The 19,521-nt window shown below is 60.3% G+C and carries 19 protein-coding genes; 8 read left to right on the top strand and 11 right to left on the bottom strand.

Annotated elements, in window-relative coordinates:
• Window positions 1-373 (top strand): M20/M25/M40 family metallo-hydrolase (locus tag CW267_RS19915; RefSeq protein ID WP_133124746.1); only part of this gene is annotated, 373 nt, incomplete at its 5' end.
• Window positions 374-476: 103 nt separating this feature from the next.
• Here CW267_RS19915 and CW267_RS19920 read toward each other — a convergent pair.
• Window positions 477-1,385 carry a DMT family transporter gene (locus CW267_RS19920; RefSeq protein WP_038422793.1) on the bottom strand — a complete coding sequence of 303 codons (909 nt, stop codon included), beginning with the start codon at window positions 1,383-1,385 and terminating at the stop codon, window positions 477-479.
• Between the two features lie 123 nt (window positions 1,386-1,508).
• Here CW267_RS19920 and CW267_RS19925 point away from each other — a divergent pair, with 123 nt between their 5' ends.
• The gene (locus tag CW267_RS19925; RefSeq protein WP_047666039.1) at window positions 1,509-2,843 is read left to right on the top strand and encodes a PLP-dependent aminotransferase family protein; all 1,335 of its coding nucleotides are present in this window, start codon (window positions 1,509-1,511) and stop codon (window positions 2,841-2,843) included.
• Here the strand turns inward: CW267_RS19925 and CW267_RS19930 are convergent.
• Complete coding sequence (locus tag CW267_RS19930; protein ID WP_004176948.1) at window positions 2,840-4,303, bottom strand: PLP-dependent aminotransferase family protein; 1,464 nt, start codon at window positions 4,301-4,303, stop codon at window positions 2,840-2,842. The genes CW267_RS19925 and CW267_RS19930 overlap by 4 nt on opposite strands.
• 241 nt (window positions 4,304-4,544) lie before the next feature.
• Between CW267_RS19930 and CW267_RS19935 the strand changes: the two genes are divergently transcribed.
• The 4 genes from CW267_RS19935 to CW267_RS19950 are packed head-to-tail and all read left to right on the top strand — an operon-like array spanning window position 4,545 to window position 7,519.
• Window positions 4,545-5,396, top strand: coding sequence for a transporter substrate-binding domain-containing protein (locus CW267_RS19935; RefSeq protein ID WP_002893184.1), 852 nt, complete (start codon window positions 4,545-4,547; stop codon window positions 5,394-5,396).
• 47 nt (window positions 5,397-5,443) lie between these two features.
• Window positions 5,444-6,085 carry an amino acid ABC transporter permease gene (locus CW267_RS19940; RefSeq protein ID WP_004142522.1) on the top strand — a complete coding sequence of 214 codons (642 nt, stop codon included), beginning with the start codon at window positions 5,444-5,446 and terminating at the stop codon, window positions 6,083-6,085.
• Between the two features lie 14 nt (window positions 6,086-6,099).
• Complete coding sequence (locus tag CW267_RS19945) at window positions 6,100-6,765, top strand: amino acid ABC transporter permease (RefSeq protein WP_072045871.1); 666 nt, start codon at window positions 6,100-6,102, stop codon at window positions 6,763-6,765.
• Complete coding sequence (locus CW267_RS19950; protein WP_008805553.1) at window positions 6,758-7,519, top strand: amino acid ABC transporter ATP-binding protein; 762 nt, start codon at window positions 6,758-6,760, stop codon at window positions 7,517-7,519. The genes CW267_RS19945 and CW267_RS19950 overlap by 8 nt, the downstream gene beginning before the upstream one ends.
• A 53-nt stretch (window positions 7,520-7,572) precedes the next feature.
• Here the strand turns inward: CW267_RS19950 and CW267_RS19955 are convergent, their stop codons facing one another.
• The gene (locus CW267_RS19955; RefSeq protein WP_008805554.1) at window positions 7,573-8,337 is read right to left on the bottom strand and encodes an SDR family NAD(P)-dependent oxidoreductase; all 765 of its coding nucleotides are present in this window, start codon (window positions 8,335-8,337) and stop codon (window positions 7,573-7,575) included.
• A 180-nt stretch (window positions 8,338-8,517) separates the two neighbouring features.
• Between CW267_RS19955 and CW267_RS19960 the strand changes: the two genes are divergently transcribed.
• On the top strand, window positions 8,518-9,855 hold the full coding sequence (locus tag CW267_RS19960; protein ID WP_008805555.1) for an aspartate aminotransferase family protein: 1,338 nt from the start codon (window positions 8,518-8,520) through the stop codon (window positions 9,853-9,855).
• Window positions 9,856-11,032: 1,177 nt separating this feature from the next.
• On the opposite strand, the gene CW267_RS19975 is transcribed toward CW267_RS19960, so the two are convergent.
• The 5 genes from CW267_RS19975 to CW267_RS19995 all read right to left on the bottom strand — a co-directional run bounded on the left by CW267_RS19975 (window position 11,033) and on the right by CW267_RS19995 (window position 16,097).
• A complete protein-coding gene (locus CW267_RS19975) occupies window positions 11,033-11,737 on the bottom strand; it encodes an ABC transporter ATP-binding protein (protein WP_008805556.1) in 705 nt (234 codons plus the stop codon).
• Window positions 11,724-12,560 (bottom strand): ABC transporter ATP-binding protein, encoded by an 837-nt coding sequence (locus tag CW267_RS19980; protein WP_023297191.1) that lies wholly within the window; start codon window positions 12,558-12,560, stop codon window positions 11,724-11,726. Before CW267_RS19980 ends, CW267_RS19975 begins: the two co-directional genes overlap by 14 nt.
• The gene (locus CW267_RS19985; protein WP_008805558.1) at window positions 12,553-13,386 is read right to left on the bottom strand and encodes an ABC transporter permease; all 834 of its coding nucleotides are present in this window, start codon (window positions 13,384-13,386) and stop codon (window positions 12,553-12,555) included. Before CW267_RS19985 ends, CW267_RS19980 begins: the two co-directional genes overlap by 8 nt.
• Complete coding sequence (locus CW267_RS19990; RefSeq protein WP_008805559.1) at window positions 13,386-14,408, bottom strand: ABC transporter permease; 1,023 nt, start codon at window positions 14,406-14,408, stop codon at window positions 13,386-13,388. The genes CW267_RS19985 and CW267_RS19990 overlap by 1 nt, the downstream gene beginning before the upstream one ends.
• A gap of 120 nt (window positions 14,409-14,528) precedes the next feature.
• Window positions 14,529-16,097: an ABC transporter substrate-binding protein gene (locus tag CW267_RS19995; protein ID WP_008805560.1), complete on the bottom strand. Its 1,569-nt coding sequence runs from the start codon at window positions 16,095-16,097 to the stop codon at window positions 14,529-14,531.
• A gap of 205 nt (window positions 16,098-16,302) precedes the next feature.
• Between CW267_RS19995 and CW267_RS20000 the strand changes: the two genes are divergently transcribed.
• Window positions 16,303-16,998, top strand: coding sequence for a GNAT family N-acetyltransferase (locus tag CW267_RS20000; RefSeq protein WP_012968739.1), 696 nt, complete (start codon window positions 16,303-16,305; stop codon window positions 16,996-16,998).
• Window positions 16,999-17,049: 51 nt separating this feature from the next.
• Here CW267_RS20000 and CW267_RS20005 read toward each other — a convergent pair whose 3' ends face one another.
• From CW267_RS20005 to CW267_RS20015, 3 genes are all read right to left on the bottom strand, one after another.
• Window positions 17,050-17,268: a YgdI/YgdR family lipoprotein gene (locus CW267_RS20005; protein ID WP_022064792.1), complete on the bottom strand. Its 219-nt coding sequence runs from the start codon at window positions 17,266-17,268 to the stop codon at window positions 17,050-17,052.
• A 613-nt stretch (window positions 17,269-17,881) separates the two neighbouring features.
• Window positions 17,882-18,682, bottom strand: a complete 801-nt coding sequence (locus CW267_RS20010) for a PhzF family phenazine biosynthesis protein (protein WP_022064793.1) — start codon at window positions 18,680-18,682, stop codon at window positions 17,882-17,884.
• A complete protein-coding gene (locus tag CW267_RS20015) occupies window positions 18,672-19,340 on the bottom strand; it encodes a transcriptional regulator (RefSeq protein WP_022064794.1) in 669 nt (222 codons plus the stop codon). Before CW267_RS20015 ends, CW267_RS20010 begins: the two co-directional genes overlap by 11 nt.
• Between the last annotated feature and the right edge of the window lie 181 nt (window positions 19,341-19,521).

Genomic DNA, 19,521 nt, shown 5'->3' on the forward strand with positions numbered 1-19,521 from the left:
CAATCTCAGCGATGCGCTGGTGGACGAGATGGATCGCCAGCTGCGGGCGTTTATCGCGGAGGTTGAGCGGGAGAGCGGTCTGCAGGTGGCCCTGAAGCAGGTAAGCCACTATCCGGCGGCGCCGTTCGATGCTGAATGCCGGCAGGCCATTGCCGATACCGCTCAGCGGCTGGGCTATCCGGCGCGGCCGATCGTCTCCGGCGCCGGGCATGACGCAGTGTATATTAGCTACCTGGCGCCCACCGGGATGATTTTTATCCCCTGCAAGGACGGGATCAGCCATAACGAAATTGAGTATGCCTCGCCGGAGCACGTCGCCGCCGGGGCCAACGTGCTGCTGCAGGTGATGCTTCAGTACGCGCGGCCGGTGTAGACGGTCGTCCTCCCCGGCGACGCGTCTTCCAGCCGTTTATCATGCTGTCGCCCGGGTAAGGCGGTTACGCCGCCGCGACCCGGGACGGCGGATGACGGGGCGGTCAATCACGGCTCCCGCTCCCTGCGACAACCCGCTGGCGGCCAAATTTGCGCGAGCCCACCACGCACAGCACCACGCCCAGCGTAACCGCCAGCATCAAGGGGCTGACGGTTTCGTGCAACAGCGCCGCCGACAGGCCGAGCCCGAAGAACGGCTGCAATAGCTGGAGCTGGCCGACGGCGGCGATCCCGCCCGCGGCCAGCCCTTTGTACCAGAAGATGAAACCGATCAGCATGCTGAACAGCGACACATAGCCGAGCGCCGCCCAGGAGGAGGCCGATATGGCATGCCAGGACGCGGGCTGAACCATCAGCGAGGCGGGGAGCATCAACGGCAGGGCTATCACCAGCGCCCAGCAGATCACCTGCCAGCCGCCGAGCTCCCGCGTCAGCTTTGCCCCTTCCGCATAGCCGAGGCCGCAGGCGATAACCGCCGCCAGCATCAGCAGATCGCCGCTGAGTGAGGCCGCCGCACTTTGCGTCAGGGCGAATCCCACCACCAGCAGGCTGCCCAGCAGCGAAAAGATCCAGAAAGCCCGCCGCGGGCGTTCGCCGCCGCGCAGTACGCCGAAGAGGGCGGTCATCAGCGGCAGCAGGCCAATAAACACAATCGAATGCGCCGAGGTGATGTGCTGCAGGGCCAGCGCCGTGAGCAGGGGAAAGCCGATCACCACCCCTGATGAGACGATGATCAAGGGCACAAGCTGCGCCAGGCGCGGGCGTTTCTGGCGAAAGCCGACCAGCAGCGCGACGGCAAGCAGCCCGGCGATGGAGGCGCGCAGAAAGGTCAATAAGAACGGATCCATATCCTGCACCGCCAGCCGCGTCGCGGGCAGCGACCCGCTAAAAATAATCACCCCCAGTAAACCATGAAGCCATCCGGACCAGGGACCGGGCACCGATTTATCCATTGTTGAATCTACCACGTTAACCTCGCGTTATCAGATGTGCTGTGCCCGCTTGAGCATCGTCTGCGGCGATGGTAATGTGCCCAATCTAATACAATCAAATTATTGTCATAGATACATTTCACGATGAAAGCCCGATATAAAGCCGTTGTCGACCGATATGCCCAGGCGATCCGCAGCGGGCAACTGCCCGCAGGCACCCGTCTGCCGACGCACCGTACCCTTGCCGCCGGGGAGCGCATCTCGCTGGCCACCGCCACGCGCGTCTACCGTGAACTGGAAGAGATGGGGTTGGTCAGCGGCGAAACCGGCCGCGGCACCTTCGTGCGCGACCTCTCGCTGCCGCCGGGGCACGGGGTCGATCAGCAGGTGGTGGCCGCCGATGTCGTGGATCTCAATTTCAACTACCCTTCGCTGCCGGAGCAGGGCGATGCGCTGCGCGAGGCGCTCAGGCAGCTGGCGATGGCGGGCGATATTGACTCGCATCTGCGCTATCAGCCTCATGCCGGGCGGCTCGCCGAGCGCGAAATTATCGCCCGCCATTTGACCTGCCAGCACTTTACGCCGGATGCGGAAAATGTCCTGATCGTCAACGGCGCACAGCACGGGCTGGCAGTGACCGTCATGGGGCTGTTACGTCCGGGGGATGTGGTGGCGGTGGATGCGCTGACCTATTCGGGCTTCAAGGTTCTGGCGGCGCTGTATCATCTGGAGCTGGCGGCGATCCCCTGTCGACCGGAGGGGCCGGACCTGCAGGCGCTTCATACGCTGTGCCAGCAGCGGCGGGTGCGGGCGGTGTATACCATGCCGACGCTGCACAATCCGCTGGGCTGGGTGCTCAACACCGGGCAGCGGCAGGCGCTGGCCGATCTTGCGCGCCAACACGATCTGCTGATTATTGAAGATGCCGCCTACGCCCGGCTGGTGAGCCGTCCGCCGCCGCCGGTGATCAGCTATGCGCCGGAAAGAACGGTGTATGTCACCGGTTTTTCAAAAAATATCGCCACCGGACTGCGCGTGGGGGTGGTGATCTCTCCGCCGCGCTATCGCCCGGAGATTGAGCGCGCCATCCGCGCCACGACGTGGAATACGCCGACGCTGATAAGTTCGCTGATCTGCGCCTGGATTGAAGATGGCACGGTGGCCCGCTTTGAAATGCAGAAACGACAGGATGCGCGACAGCGGCAGCAGGTGGCCCGCGAGGTGCTTTGTGGGCTTCCCGTCGTCAGTCATCCCGATTCGTACTTTGTCTGGCTGCCTCTGGGTGAAGAGAGCCGGGCCGATCGACTGGCGAATGCGCTGATGGAACGCCGTATTTCGGTGTCGACCGCCGAGCCGTTCTGCGTCTCCGCCACGATCCCGCAGGCGCTGCGCATTGCGCTCGGATCGGTGCCTTTCGACAGTCTGCGCCAGGCGCTGCTCAGCGTGCGCGACGCCGTTGAGTATGAACAATACCGCTAACCCATCTGCTCCAGCTGGCCGCGCAGGACCTCCACCCCCTGGGCGATGGCGTCAGGGTTAATGGCGTGGAATCCCATGCGAAAGTAGTTATCCGGCGGCGCGGCGCTGAGAAAATGGCGCGCCCCGGGCTCAATCAGCACGCCGGCGTGGGCGGCGCGCCAGGTGAGCTGCTGGGTGTTGATCTGCGCCGGGGTCTGCAGCCAGAAGGCGTTAGCATGTTCGCTCCCCGCCAGCGCGCGACACGACGGCAGATAGCGCTGCAGGGCGGCGTGCAGGCGCTCCCAGCGCTGGGCGGAGTCGTAGTGGTAGCGCCGCAGATGGGTTTCATAATGGCCCTGGGCAAGGAAGTGGGCCATCTGGTACTGAATGTTGGTCGGCGGATGGCGATAGACCAGCCGGCGCAGGGCGCGCGCCTCGTCGATCAGGTCCGGGTCGGCGACCATAAACCCCAACCGCAGCCCCGGTGACAGCGCTTTTGACAGGCTGCTGACATACACCACCCGGCCGCTGCGATCGCTGGCCTTCAGCGCCGGCAGTGGGTTGAGGGTAAAGTTACTCTCCGAGTCATAATCATCTTCAATAATGACTGCGTCATGGCGGGCGGCATGCTCCAGCAGCTGGCGACGCCGCGCACTGCTCATGGTCACCCCGGTGGGCACCTGATGGCCGGGGGTGACATAGTAGTAATCGCAGGGACGCTCATTAAGCACGATCCCCTCTTCATCCACCGGGTGCGGCACCACCTCGGCGTCGGCGAGCAGAAAGGTGTTGATGGCTTCGCGAAAGCAGGGGTTTTCGACGCCAATGCGGGTGGTGGAAGAGAGCAGCAGTCGGGTCAGCAGGTAGAGCGCATTTTGCGAGCCAAGGGTGATGAGAATTTCATCCGGCGCGGCGACAATGCCGCGCTTGGGCAGCACCCGGGTGCGGATCTGCTCGATCAGCATCGGCACATCCTGGTCAATATGGTCGATGACCCACGCCGGGTCGCGCACCCCGCCGTGCAGCCAGTTCGCCGCCGAGCGCCAGGTGGCCAGCGGGAACTGCCGGGTATCGGGCTGGCCGTAGATAAACGGGTAGCGGTAGTGCATCCAGCCCGCCGGTTTGAGGATCGACTCCTGCTGGCTGGGGGTCATCTGCAGCCGGTCGCCCCAGCGTGGTGCAGCGGCTTCGCGCTGCGGTGCACTCTCGACGGCGGCAGGCGAAGCTTCATGATAGTCGGGATGCAGGTAGTAACCGCTTCGTGGGCGGCTAATCAGGTAGCCCTCGTTGACCAGACTTTCAAACACCAGCGCGGTGGTGTTGCGCGAGACGCGAAGCTGGCTGGCCAACTGGCGACAGGAGGGCAGCGGGGTGTCGGCGGCGAAGATCCCGCTGAGAATGGCATTCACCAGCGTCTCTCGCACCTGTTCCTGCAAACCGCGGCCAGGCTGAAAATCAACGTGTAACAGGTGACGGATCATACGGGGCTCCTCTGGCAATAACGCATTGCGACCACCCGTTACACTCAGCAAATTCCATACCACCCTGCCGCCATCTGACACAGCGATGCGGCCCATCTGGCTCTATACGGAATTGAAAAACGCTCCCACATTAAAAACGTATTCAGCCGCCGTGGACCGGAACGTCCCCGGCCACTATTTTGCAGAAACCTTTTCGCGTTCTGGAATGAACCCGTCTGGCCAATCCATCAGGGGTGAAATAATGAAAAAATCATTGGCATCAATGTGTCTGAGCGCTGTATTAACGGTCGCTTTTTCTTATCACGCCGTCGCGGCCGATCTTCCGGAAATAGAAAAATCCGGCACCTTGAAAGTGGCGACGGAAGATGATTATGCGCCGTTTAACTTTATGAATAATGGCCAGGCCGATGGCTTTAACAAAGATATGCTTGAGGAATTACGTAAGTACGCCAAATTCCATGTCGACCAGAGCATATTACCGTGGACCGGATTATTAGCGGCCGTCTCCACCGGGCAATACGATATGGCCTTAACCGGGGCGGTTATTACCGATGAGCGGCTGAAGGTTTTTGATTTCACCCCACCGTGGGCCTCCGCGCAGCACTATTTCGTCAAACGCGCTGGTGATACTTCGTTAAATACGATTGCCGATCTCAGCGGCAAAAAAGTGGGGTTACAGGCCGGGAGCGCGCTGCTGGCGCGTTTGCCGGAGCTGAAGGCGATGCTGGAGAAGACCGGCGGCAAGCTGGGACCGGTGGTGGAGTATCCCTCCTATCCGGAAGCCTACGCCGACCTGGCGAATAAGCGACTGGATTACGTGATTAACGTGGTGATCTCGGTAAACGATCTGGCGAAAGCCAAACCGAAGGTCTTCGCCAAAGGGCTGGCCGTCTCCGGACCGGGCTATATGGCGTGGCCGATCCCGAAAAACTCGCCGCAGCTGCTGGCCTATATGACCAAGTTTATGAACCACATGAAGGAGACCGGCAAGCTCGCCGAGCTGCAGAAAAAATGGTTTGGCGAAACCTATGACAATCTGCCGACCGAGGCGATCACCAGCCCGGAACAGTTTCACAAACTCGCCGGACTGTAATATTCCGCGGCGGGCGACCGCCGCCTGTTGCTGAGAAGGAGGGCCTCATGGATGCAATTTCCTGGCAGTTATTAATCGAAGGCGCATGGACGACCCTCTGGATTTCGGCCATCGCTATCGCCTTCGGGGTGGTGGCGGGCCTGCTGATCGCCCTGGTGAGGATGCTGCGCCTGCCGGTGATCGACCAGCTGCTGGTGGTCTATATCAGTCTGGCCCGCGCGACGCCGCTGGTGACGCTGGTGCTGTTTCTGTTTCTTTCGCTGCCCACGATGGGCATTAACCTCGACAAGAACGTGGCCGCGATTGTGGCGCTGACGCTTAACACCTCGGCGTTTAACGCTGAGATCTGGCGCAACGCTTTCCGCACCTTTCCGCGCGAACAGCGGGAGGCGGCGGAGTCGGTGGGAATGCGCCGCTGGACCTACTTCCGCTACATCATGCTGCCGCAGATGTGGATCGAGAGCCTGCCGGCGCTGGTCAATGAGATGTCCTTTTTGATCAAAGGTAGCCCGGCCATCGCCGTGATTGGCGTGGTGGATCTCACCCGGGTCACCAACCGTATCTCCTCGGTCACCTACGAGCCGCTGTCGCCGATCCTCGCCGCCGGCCTGCTGTATGTGGTGATCATCGGCTGTTTGTTGAAGCTGCAGGGTATCGCGGAACGTAAAGCCAGGCGTCTGGCGCGCTAGGAACGGGAGGCATTATGAATCAGTGGGGCGTTATCTGGTCGGTTCGCGATAGCTTTATTGCCGGGTTATTCGCGACCCTCGAACTGTTTATTACCGCCGCCCTGGCGGCGCTGATTATCGGTATTGCGCTGTGTTATTTTAGCGAATATCAAAAGAAAGTGATTAACCGGATTATTATTGGTTCCGTCAGCCTGATGCGTGCGATCCCTTTTTTGATCCTCGCTTATCTTCTGTATTACGGGCTGCCGCAGCTCGGTATTAGCATGGAGCCGTGGACCGCCGGTTTACTGGCCCTAATTATTTATCATGGCGCCTATTTTTTTGAAATATTGCGCAGCCAGCGGCGGGTATTTTCCGGCGGATATATTGAAGCGGCGATTGCTCAGGGCTTTTCGCGCTATGCCATTTTTCGGCGGATTATTTTACCCAATATCATCTCTTCCGCCTTACCGCTGATCGGCAATCAGCTGATTATTTGCCTGAAGGACACCGCTTTCCTGAGCATTATTACCGTTCAGGAGATCACCGCCGCCGCCAACAGCGTCCAGGCGACCTATTTTATTCCGTTTAACGCCTTTATCGTCGCCATTGGGCTTTACTGGGCGATCAGCATTCTGCTGGAGCTGCTGATTAAGCGCCTGACCGCCTGGGGAGCCAAAAGAGGAATGAGCCATGCCTGAGTCTATTGCCGTAAGCGTCAAAAACGTCTCCAAACAGTTCGATAATGTGGAAGTCCTGCGGGATATTAACCTGACGGTGGAGAAGGGGACCGTGGTGAGTATTCTCGGCTCGTCCGGGTCGGGAAAATCCACACTGCTGCGCTGTATGAACTGGCTGGAACAGCCGGACCGCGGCGAAATTCATATCGGCGGTCAGCGACTGGGGATTGATGAACAGCGCGGCCGGGCGATGTCGCACCGCCAGCTGGCCAAAATTCGCGAGCGGGTGGGGATGGTCTTTCAGAGTTTTAACCTGTGGCCGCATCTGACCGTTCAGCAAAACGTCAGCGAGGCGCTGCTGCACGTTAAGGGCATGAAACGAGACGAGGCGAAGGCCATTGCCATGCAGCAGCTGGAGAAAGTGGGCATGGCGCACAAAGCCGATGTTTACCCGATCACTCTCTCCGGCGGGCAGAAGCAGCGGGTGGCGATCGCCCGTTCGCTGGCGATGTCGCCCGAAGTTATTCTCTTCGATGAACCGACGTCGGCGCTGGATCCGGAGCTGGTTAATGAGGTGTTGGGGGTAATGAAAGCCCTCGCCGCCGAGGGTTACACCATGGTAGTGGTGACGCACGAAATGGATTTTGCCCGCCAGGTATCCAACGAGGTGGTGTTTCTGGAGAAGGGGCTGCTGATTGAGAAGGCGCCGCCGGAGAAGTTCTTCACTCAGCCTGACTCTGAACGCGTCAGGCAGTTTCTGCAAAGCAGCCGTTAGTCCGGCTTGCATCCCTTGCCGGCAGCGCCGGCAAGGGATGCGTCGGGTTTCGCTTAATCCCGATCGATGGCGAACGGCTGCCACGCCTGGCGCACCGGCATCACCTCCACCCGGTTAATGTTCATATGCGCCGGCAACGTGGCGATATAAAACATCTGCTCGGCGATATCGCGCGCGCTCAGTGGCGTGGTGCCGCGATAGAGCTTATCCGATGCCGCCTGGTCGCCTTTGGTACGCACCAGGGTAAATTCGGTCTCGGCAATCCCCGGCGCCAGATCGGTGACCCGCACGCCGGTGCCAAGCAGATCGCAGCGCAGGTTATAGCTGAACTGCTTCACAAACGCCTTGCTGGCGCCATACACATGGCTGCCGGGATAGGGCCACTGCCCGGCGATCGAGCCGATATTGATAATACTCGCCCCGGCGCCATGGCGTATCAGCGTCGGCAGCAGGGCGTGGGTCATCGTCACCAGACCGGTGACGTTGGTGTCGATCATCGTTTTCCAGTCCTCCAGCGCCACCTCCTGCGCCGGCAGCGGCGACAGCGCCAGCCCGGCGTTGTTGATCAGGGTGGTGACATCGGCGAAGGGGGCGGGGAGCGACGCCACGGCGGCAGCCACCGCCTCGCTGTCACGAACGTCAAGCTCAATAATATGCACCGGCACCTGGGCGGCGAGTCTGTCCTGCAAGGCCTTCAGTCGCGGATAGCGGCGCCCGCTCAGCACCAGCGACCAGCCCGCGTCGGCAAACACCTGCGCTGCCGCTTCGCCAAAACCCGAGGTCGCCCCGGTGATAAACACTACGTTGCTCGTTGCCATGTCATTCTCCTGTGCGGTTGTCCCTCCACTATAAAAACGCCGGACGGCAAGGCACAGGGCCAGACGGCGGACGCGGATGTGACACCGTGTCACATCGTTTTTCGCGCACTGGCTCTATCCGTTTTGCGTTGCCGCGGCCAATGATGAAGCCAACCACAACGACATGAGAGAGGGCAGGGTATGAAGCTGGCACTACAGAACGAGGTCGCGGTAAGCAATGATGAAGTTCGGCAGCTGGATCGCGCTTATGTGTTTCATTCATGGTCGATGCAGGGCAATCTCCATCCGCTGGTGATTGCCGGGGCGCAAGGCTGCGAGCTATGGGATTACGAGGGGAATACCTGGCTCGATTTCAGCAGCCAGCTGGTGAACGTCAACATTGGCTATCAGCACCCCCGGGTACTGGCGGCCATGAAGGCGCAGCTGGAGACCCTGGTCACCATCGCGCCCGCCACCGCCAACCTTGCCCGCGGCGAAGCGGCGAAGCGCATCGTCGACCTGGCGCCGGCGGGCTTCAGCAAGGTGTTCTTCACCAACGCTGGGGCAGATGCCAATGAGAACGCGATTCGCATGGCGCGGCTCTATACCGGGCGCGACAAGGTGCTGTCGGCCTATCGTTCCTATCATGGCAACACCGGCAGCGCGATTGCCGCCACCGGCGACTGGCGCCGGGTGCCGAATGAGTTCTCCCGCGGCCATGTGCACTTCTTCAACCCCTACCTTTACCGCAGCGAGTTCAACGCCGCGACCGAGGAAGAGGAGTGCCAGCGCGCGCTGGCGCATCTGCGGCGGATCATTGAATGCGAGGGGCCGACGGCCATCGCGGCGATCCTGCTGGAGTCCATCCCCGGCACCGCCGGGATCCTCGTGCCGCCGGCAGGCTATATGCAGGGTGTGCGCGCCCTGGCCGACGAGTTTGGCATCGTGCTGATCCTCGATGAGGTGATGGCCGGCTTTGGCCGTACCGGCAGCTGGTTCGCCTTCGAGCAGGATGGCGTGGTGCCGGATCTGGTGACCTTTGCCAAAGGGGTTAACGCGGGCTACGTGCCGGCGGGCGGGGTGCTGATTAGCGAGCCGATTGCCCGCTATTTTGACGACCACTTTTTTGCCGGCGGGCTGACCTACTCCGGCCATCCGCTGGCGATGGCGGCGATTGTCGCCACCATCGACGCGATGAAAGAGGAGAAGGTGGTTGAGAACGCGGCCTATATCGGCAACGAGGTGCTGCGCCCCGGTCTCGAGGCGCTGGCGGAGAAGCACGCCATTATCGGCGAGGTGCGTGGTCGCGGCCTGTTCCAGGCGCTGGAGCTGGTGAGCAGCCGTGAACAAAAAACGCCGCTGACTGCCGCCGACATGGCCGCGATCAAAGGGGCCTTAACCGAGGCCGGGCTGTTGGCCTTTGTGGTGGAGAACCGCATTCACGTGGTTCCGCCGTGCACCATTACTGCTGAGCAGGTGGCGCAAGGACTGGCGATTTTTGATGCGGTCTTTGCTCGCTTTGCCAGCCTGGCGAAGTAGGGGAGTGGCATCGGATAACGTTACCTGGCAGTACGCTTGCCGGGCCTAAACGCCAGCCGGACGGTGCCCTCTCCCTCCGGGAGAGGGCCAGGGTGAGGGGAAGCACTGCAGTGTGGTTGTTTATATTATCGGTGGCTTCAGCGCACATTGCGCTCCCGGTTAATTGTCTGCGTTATGTCACTCATGGCGCAGGGAGCGCACAGGGGGCGGCCAGTCGCCGCCGCCCCCTGTACCCCCGGGCTCCGGCCAGCAACATCGCCGCTGCGCGGTGCCTTCGACTTATCCCTGCAGGCTTCGGGTCGGGCCGAGGCAGCGTCCCTGCAAAACACGGCCCTCAGCCCGCATCCATGCGGGCTGCCCCGGCCTGCCGGGAACGTCTCAGCGATGTTGAGGCCGCCAGCACCGGCAGTTTCAGCAGCCCCAGGACCCGCGGTGATTTGGGTTTGTAGGCCGGGTAAGGCGTACGCCGCCACCCGGCGAAATCAAGGATACCGTGCCTGATATCTTGCCCGGCGGCGCTGCGCTTGCATGGGCCTAAGCGCCAGCCGGACGGTTCCCTCTCCCTTCGGGAGAGGGCCAGGGTGAGGGGAAGCACTGCAGTGTGGTTGTTTATGTTATCGGTGGCTTCAGCGTAGTTTGCGCTCCCGGTTAATTGTCTGCGTTATGTCACTCATGGCGCAGGGAGCGCACAGGGGGCGGCCAGTCGCCGCCGCCCCCTGTACCCCCGGGCTCCGGCCAGCAACATCGCCACTGCGTGGTGCCTTCGACTTATCCCTGCAGGCTTCGGGTCGGGCCGAGGCAGCATCCCTGCAAAACACGGCCCTCAGCCCGCATCCATGCGGGCTGCCCCGGCCTTCCGGGAACGTCTCAGCGATGTTGAGGCCGCCAGTACCGGCAGTTTCAGCAACAATGGTGAATAAATTAACGACAGGTCGCACGAATCCCAGGTCGGGTAAGCGGAGCGCCACCCGACAAAACAACGGCGCATCGGGCTAAGGCGCCGGGCAGCGGGGATAGGGTGCGCTCTGTTGCCCTCACCCCGGCCCTCTCCCACAGGGAGAGGGGGAAAACCGGCAGTTTCAGTCGCCGCAAGTGGGTAAATTAACGGCAGGCCGCACGGACCCCAGGTCGGGTAAGCGAAGCGCCACCCGACAAAACAGCGGCGCATCCGCTGACCTCACCTCATCCGGTGTTCTCCGTTGACCAGCGCTTCGCGATCGAAAAAGCGCTGGATCACACCCTCCGCCATAAACGCCGCCCGATCGGACATATGGGCGATGACGTCGGCATCGTGGCTCACCAGCAGATAGGTCATGCCGTGCTCCTGTTTCAGGCGGTTAAGCAGATTGAGAATTTCCGCCTGCACTGACATATCCAGCGCCGAGGTCGGCTCATCCAGCAGCAGGATCTGCGGGCGCAGCAGCAGGGCGCGGGCAATGGCTACGCGCTGCCGTTGCCCGCCGGAGAGCTGGTGTGGATAGCGGCGGACGGCGTCGGCGGCCAGACCCACCTGCTCAAGGGCGGTGGTCACCCTCGGGGCAACGTCGCGGATGCCGTGGATCTGCAGCGGCTCCGCCAGGGTGCGCCACAGAGTATGGTTGGGATGCAGCGAGGCGTACGGATCCTGAAACACCATCTGCACGTTGCGCCGCAGCGCGCCCTGAAAGCGGGCGCCCGGCGCGATGCCCTGGCCCAGCAGTTCTACGCTGCCGCGCCATTCGCGCTGTAATCCGGCGAGCACGCGCAAAATCGTCGATTTACCGCAGCCCGAGGCGCCGATCAGACTGAAGGTTTCCCCGGCGTCGACACAGAAACTGGCGGCAGAGACCGCCGTCTTCGCGCCGAATGTTACCTGCAAATCCTGAAGATTAACGATCGCCATGGGCCGTCTCCGTAAAGTCCTGGGTTCTGTCGAGGGTCGGCAGCATCTGGCCGTAGGTGTGCGCATTTGGCCGGCAGGTCCACAGGGTGCGGGTATAAGGGTGCGTCGCGCTCGGTAGCGCCCGCGCCGGCATCTCATCGACCTGTCTCCCCCGGTACATCACCAGCACGCGATCGCAATGCGCGGCCACCAGCGGCAGATCGTGGCTGATCAGTAGCATGGCCATCTGCCGCTGCGCGCACTGCTCCACCAGCAGCTCGAGGATCTGGTTGCGCAGGCGGGCGTCGAGGGCCGAAGTTGGCTCGTCGGCTATCAGCACCTTCGGGTTATTAAGCAGCGCGAGGGCGATCATCACCCGCTGCCCCATCCCGCCGGAGAGCTCGCCGGGATAGCGGCTGAGGACCGGCAGATCCAGACCGACGGCGGCGATGGCGTCTTTAACCGCCTCGGCGCGCCCACGGCGGCTGAGACGCTGATGCAGGGTTAACGCCTCTTCCAGCTGCGTCTGAATGGACTGCACAGGATTTAGCGCATAGCGCGGATCCTGCAGCACCATAGCGATATCGTTGCCGCGCAGCGCGCGCCAGCCGCGGGCGCTGAGGGTTAGCACATCGCGCCCCAGCACCTCCAGCCGTTCGGCGCTCACCACCCCGGGCTTGCGCACCAGGCCCATCAACGCCCGGGCGGTCATCGATTTGCCGGAGCCAGATTCGCCCACCAGCGCCAGCCGCTCGTTGCCGAGGGTGAAGCTGACGTTGTCCACCACCCGGGCGGTGGGGTAGTCGACGGCGAGTCCCTGGACGGTCAGTCGGATGTCAGTCATGTTGCGGCTCCAGAATATCGCGCAGGCCATCGCCCAGCAGGTTAAACGCCAGGCTGGCGAGCAGGATCGCCGCGCCGGGGATGGCAGCGATCCACCACTGGTCGAAAATCACCTGCATCCCGTCGGCAATCATCGCTCCCCACTCCGCCATCGGCGGGCGGGCGCCCAGGCCGAGAAAGCCGAGACCGGCGGCGGCGAGGATAATGCCCGCCAGATCGAGCGCCAGCCGGACAATCGCCGACGGCAGACACAGCGGCAGAATATGCCCAATCAGTAGCCGCCAGCCGCGGATGCCCAGCATCTCCGCCGCGGCGAGGTAGTCGCTATGGCGCAGGCGCTGAATTTCGCTGCGCGCCTGACGGGCGTAGGCCGGCCAGGTGGTCAGGGCTAACGCCAGCGCGCCGTTGACCAGCCCCGGGCCGAGCATCGCCACGAACGCGAAGGCGAGGATCAGGCGCGGCATCGACATCACCACGTCGGTAAACCGCATCAGTATCCGCTCCAGCCACCCGCCATAGTAACCGGAGAGGATACCTACCAGCAGCCCGACGGGCAGGGTAATGGCGGTCACCAGCGCCACCAGACCCAGCGCCGGGCGGGTGCCGTAGAGCAGGCGCGACAGCAGGTCGCGGCCGTAGCTGTCGGTGCCGAGCCAGTGTCCCGCCCCGGGCCCCTGCAGACGAGCGGCGGCATCCTGCCAGTTGGGATCGTGCGGCGCCAGCCACGGGGCGAACAGCGCGGTCAGTACCAGCAGGATCACCAGGGTCAGGCCGCTGAAGGCGGCGGGTGAGCGGCGCAGACGGCGTAAAAACAGATAAGTCGGCATCAGCGCACCCTCGGATCGGTTAACCGCACCAGCAGGTCGGTCAGGTTATTGATCAGCACAAAACTCACGCCAATCAGCAGCGTGCCGCCCATGATCGCCGTGGTATCCCCGGCGAACAGCGCGGTGGTGAGGTAGCGGCCGATCCCCGGCCACGAGAAGACGGTTTCGGTGAGCACCGCCCCTTCGAGCATGGAGGTCCAGGCGAGAGCGGTCACCGTCAGCAGAGTGCCGCGGATATTGGGCAGGACGTGGCGCAGCAAAATCGTCATCTCTCCGGCCCCTTTGGCCCGCGCCAGCAGAATGTACTCTTTGTTCATCTCGCTCAGGCAGGCGGAGCGGGTCAGGCGGGTGATGCTCGCCAGCGAGTAATAGGCCAGCACCAGCACCGGCAGCGCCAGATGGCCGATGGCATTTTTAAACGCCGCGGTATCGCCGGAGAGCCAGGTGTCGATCAGCGCAAAACCGCTGCGCGGCTCGACGGTATACTGATAAATATCGTCGAGTCGACCCGGGCCCGGCGCCCACTGCAGCCGGGCGTAAAACAGGGCCAGCATCAGCAGGCCGAGCCAGAAAATGGGCACCGAGTTGCCCAACAGGGTAAAGGTGCGCACCGCCAGATCCCACGGCGAACCGGCGTAACGGGCGCACAGCACCCCGGCGACGATGCCCAGTACCGCGCCGACGATCAGCGCCAGGGTCGCCAGCTCAAGGGTCGCCGGGAAGACCGCCAGCAGATCGTGGAGCACCGGCTGGCCGGTGGCGCTGGCGATGCCAAGATCGCCATGAGCCAGGTTGACCAGGTAGTGCCAGAACTGCACCGGCAGCGGCTGGTCGAGACCCAGCTGATGGCGAACCTGGTCATAGGTCGACTGGCTGGCATGGTCGCCGACGATCTGCAGTACGCGGTCGACGGGCGACAGCGCGGAGAGCGAGAAGGTGACCAGCAACAGCCCGAACAGCGTGAGCAGCAGCGTCAACAGCCCCTGCAGCAGGCGGGTAAGGTGAGTGGAAAACGATGGCATGGAAAATGGAAATTCCTGGTATATCAACATGATTCCCGGCGGCGCGACGCCCGCCGGGCCCGGGTGGCGAAACGGTCATCCGGGCAGGCGAGGCCGCCGGACCCGGTGACCAAAACCCGCTTACTTGGTGACGTTATCGTACCAGACCATATCGGCGTTCAGCCCCTGCTGATAGCCCTTCACGTTATCGCGCACCACGATCTGGGTTTTCCCCTGGTCAATAAAGACGTATGGCGAATGCTGCAGCAGGGATTCCTGCATCGTTTTGTACAGATCGAGGCGTTTCGCCGGGTCCGGCTCCGCCACCGCGGCGAGGGTGGCTTTATTCAGCTCAGGGATCTGCCAGCCGTTGAGCCCGGCCACGGTGCTGGACTTACCATCGTTCCAGGCAAAGGCGCTGGCGTTGGAATGCGCATCAAAGTAGTCCGGGATCCACAGGCGGATCGCCGCCTGATGCTGCTTCGCGCGTACCCGGGCATAAACCTGGCTGCCGGCGGCCGGCAGCAGATCCACTTTCACCCCGCCCTGGGCAAAGCTGGCCTGCAGCGACTGGGCGATGGTGATAAACGGCGGTTTGTTCTCCACGTCGAGGGTGAAGTGGGCATCCTTAATGCCCGCTTTATCGAGGATAGCCTTAGCTTTTTGCGGGTCGAAGGTGAACGGATTGGTTTCCAGCGCCCCCGGCAGGCCGGCCGGCAGGAAGCTTTGGTGAATAAAGTACTGGCCTTTCAGCAGGTTTTTGGTGATGCCCTCATAATCGACCAGCCAGCGCGCCGCCTCCCAGAAGGCCGGATTATTCAGCAGCGGGTTGGCGCTGTTGGCGGTATTAAACACCAGATAGTTCTGCTCGGCGGACGGGATGCTCAGCACCTTCACGCCGGGTTTATCCTGCAGGGCGGCAATCTGGTCAGCGCCGAGATCGCGGGCCACGTCGGCATCCCCCTGCTGGATCAGCAGGCGGCGGGAAGCCGGGTCGGGGACGTTTTTAATAATGATGCTCTTGATCTTCGGCGCGCCGGTGGGGGAGCTGGCGTTGGCTTCCAGCACGATGGCCTGATGCGGCTGGTAGACGCGCATTTTATAGGCCCCGCTGCCCGCCGAGTGCATCTTCAGCCAGTCGTTGCCGAAGTCATTATTTTTCGCGTTCGGCGCTACCTGTTTTTCATCAACGATGGAGGCGATAGGGGTGGAGAGAATATTCAGCGCCACCGCCGGGCTGACGTCGGCGGTCCAGTGCAGCGTCAGGGTATGGTCATCAATCTTTTTCAGCTGGCTGGCGATGTTGTCCGGCTGCCAGCCGAGCACGTTGAGAATAAACGCCGGCGATTTATTCAGCGTCACCGCACGGGTGTAAGAGAAAATCACATCTTCCGGGCGCAGCGGATTACCGGAGGCGAATTTAGCATCCGGCTTCAGTTTGATGGTCAGGGTTTTCGCCGCCGGATCGGCCTGCCAGCTTTCGGCGAGGATCGGTACGATTTTTTCAGGGTTGTTGCGGTCCGGCTGCACCAGACGCTGATAGAGGCTGGGGACCGTCTGAATGCTGGAGAGTTCGTTCGCTTCCGCCGGGTCGAGGCTGACGATATCGTCGAGACCCTGGGCGACCACCAGCGTGTTGGGCGGTGTAGCGGCATGCGCGGCGGCGGTGAGCGCCGTCAATACCAGTAAAGGCAACAGTTTTTTGGTCATGTGCAATCCCTGAAAAATGGTTGTTTTAATTTTTTATGCCTCGCTACGTTAGGCCGCTTGCCAAAAGGCGTAAAGTCAAAATAAGGATATCCTTATGCTAAAAATGCATATTCAAGAACGACAGGTTATTGCCGGCCGCGCAGAAGCGTCTTTCTCCGCTTCTGGCTTCTTGCTATAACAAATTGTCTATTGCAAGGAGGTGGGTGTGCCGGAAATCAATGAGTTTGGCCAGCAGGTGAACGACCTTGTTCCTGGCTGGCAGGGGGCGCAAGTCCTGCGGCGGACGGCGTTAAATGGCCGTTTTTGTCGACTGGAGCCGCTGGACGTTGACCGTCATGCGGCGGATCTGTTTGCCGCCTATGCGCTCGGCGACAACAGCGACTGGACGTGGCTGGCGTCTACGCGGCCGGAGAGCGTGGCGGCGACCGCCCACTGGATCGCGGGCAAGGTGAATGATGATGCTCTGGTGCCGTATGCGGTGGTTGACCTGCGTAGCGAGCAGGCGGTGGGCATCGTCAGCTATATGGCGATCGAGCGGGAAATGGGCACGGTTGAGATCGGCCATGTCACCTGGTCGCGACGGATGAAAAACACCCCGCTGGGTACCGAAGCGGTCTGGCTGTTGCTGAAGAACGGCTTTGACCATGGCTACCGTCGGCTGGAGTGGAAATGCGATTCGATGAATGTCGCCTCGCGCCGGGCCGCCGAGCGGCTGGGCTTTAGCTGGGAAGGACGTCTGCGGCAGAGGCTGGTGCGCAAAGGGCGGACGCGCGACAGCGATATGCTGTCCATCATCGACGGCGAGTGGCCTGCGCGCGATGCGGCGCTGCGGGCATGGCTGGCGGCGGAGAACTTTACTGCCGACGGGCAGCAGATCAAACGCCTTGAGTCATTTCGTTAGGCCTGTATGGTGAATGGGCAGAGTGCATCATGCCAACTGCCCATACAAAGGCTATTTCTCGATCATCTGAATAATTTGATCCCGGTTAATGGCATGTTCATTTCCCGCGATATCCTCATAGGTGATTAACCCATTATCGTCATCGACCTCGGGTTTTCCGTGGGTGATAATCATCTCACCATTTTTTTTCTCTAATACATAATTGCTGGAACACCCCGCAACGGTGAACGTTAATAATGCCAAACCGAATACTGCAACGAACTTTTTCATTGTGCTACCTGTTGTAAGAAAGCCACGGTGGGCCGCAGAATATGACAGACTAACCAGTTATCGAAAGTGGGTCATAATTAACACCGAATAAAGTATTAACATGGCGACTAACGTAATAACCACAATACGACGTTCAAGGGGCGTGGCCTTTTTCTTAGATTCATCATCTGGTTTTGTTAACATGATATTATCTCTGTTAGCCCTGTCAGTGCTCCCGATTCCGACACCGGCAGAGGTGAGTTCTCGGCAATATTGTCGGGATGAACGACTTGCTAGTTGTTATTTAATACCCAGAGTTAAAGTAACGATTCCAGTGATAACCATTAAAAGACCCGTTCAGGCATTTTGGCTAACACAACATTAAAAATCTCATTTTATGGCTGAAGCTGGCTATGCCTGCCGCAGACTCTGTTGCGCAGGAAGCACGCTTATTATTTTTTTTTCGCCTGTAACGGATAAAAATACCTGATATTATCAATGCTCCGGGGCTGGAAACGGCAAACCCCGGATGACGTTATTTAATGATCCTCACCAAAATATTAAACAGACGTATTTAATATGATGGGAACAGGCGTTCGCCGCTAAGTTAATATGATGCTATAGGTTCGTCGATTTACAGAATAAAGGTACCTTCAATAACCAGACAGGCTTCGCCTGATAGTTCAACACGTCCGTTATCTTTTATGTGGCAGAAGAGTTCTCCCTTACGGTTGCCACCTTGCTGGGCATGAAGGGTTTTTTTCGCCAGTTTTTCACTCCACAGCGGCGCCAGAAAAGTATGTGCCGAACCGGTGACCGGATCTTCGTTGACTCCCACCTGCGGACCGAACCAGCGAGAACGAAAATCGAAGGTCCGGGATGCGGCCGTGACCACCACGCCACGAGTGTTGAAGGCATTCAAGGCGTTAAAGTCGGGTTTGAGCGCGTCCAGCAGCGCTTCGTCATCAATGACGACAATAATATCGGAGGCTTGCCAGGTTTCACCTGCGTCTTCAGCCAGCCCCAGGGCCTTGAACAACCCTTGCGGCGCGGCGATGGGGGACGGAACAACCAGCGGAAAATCCAGGGTATATTTTCCGTCATGCAGCGTGACGTCCAGCGCGCCGCTGCGAGTGAAAAAACGCACCCGCTCGCGCGCTTGTTGATTGAGCAGCACGCTGGCCGCAGCCAGCGTGGCATGACCGCAGAGATCCACCTCGACGGCCGGGGTAAACCAGCGTAACCCGAAACCGTCAGGCTGCCTGACAACAAAGGCCGTTTCCGACAGGTTGTTTTCCGTCGCAATGCGCTGCAGCACGCTATCTTCAGGCCACGCCTCCAGCAAACAAACCGCGGCGGGATTGCCGGTAAAGGGGCCTTTTGAGAAAGCATCGACCTGATAAAAGCGAATGCGCTGCTGTGAATTATTTTTCATTCATCACCTCAAGGTCATTATAAACCGTATATCGTGTTACCCCCAGGGCCTGAGCCGCCTGCTGCACGCCCCCGCGCATCTTGAAAATACCTTTCGTATGCATTTCAGCGACAATTTTTAAACGCTGCGCTTTTTGTATTTTTTTACCCGGCACTGAATATTTATCAATGATTTCCTGAATTGACTGATCGATCAGCCCACCCAAATTAAGATCGACCGCCTCAGCGGCCTCCGATGGCGATGGCTGCAGCGCGTCAAGGCTTTTGCGTATTTGCTCATAAGGTGAGGGATCGACATTAATACAGAAGGCGATAAGCGGATATCCCTCTTCGCTGTAATAAATTGTCGATGCGCTATTGAGCGTTTTCCCTGAAGCGGTGACGGTTTTATAATCGCTTATGGTTCTCGGCTTGTTGTTATTCGTCTTCTGCAGCAGCAGCGCAAAACCGGTATCTTTTTCCGGACCGGCTAACAAATGATCGCCATTACCCCTGCCGCTAACATGTCCGTTAATGATTTTGATAATAGAATGTTCAGGGGTAGTGAGATTATGCAACACCACCTCCTGATTCGCTGATAATGTCCCCGCCATAGCGTCCATGGCTGCTTCAAGCGGCCCGGCAATCTGTGCAACCTGCTGTGTGTACTCTGATGTCATGGATGATCCTTTGCTTGCATCGTGATCAGGAAGCGATCCCGGAGCGCCATTTTACCATGGGAGATACGCTGACAGGATTAAATTATACGCATAATGTTTAATTATCAACAAAAAGTTGAATTTATAGTTTGGACAGCGTACCTTTTGCTGCAGAAAGCGTCAGCGCTCATGTCGGGTGCGT

The organism is Klebsiella sp. X1-16S-Nf21 (assembly GCF_002837615.1).
In the GTDB taxonomy this organism is placed as follows: Bacteria; Pseudomonadota; Gammaproteobacteria; order Enterobacterales; family Enterobacteriaceae; genus Klebsiella; species Klebsiella variicola.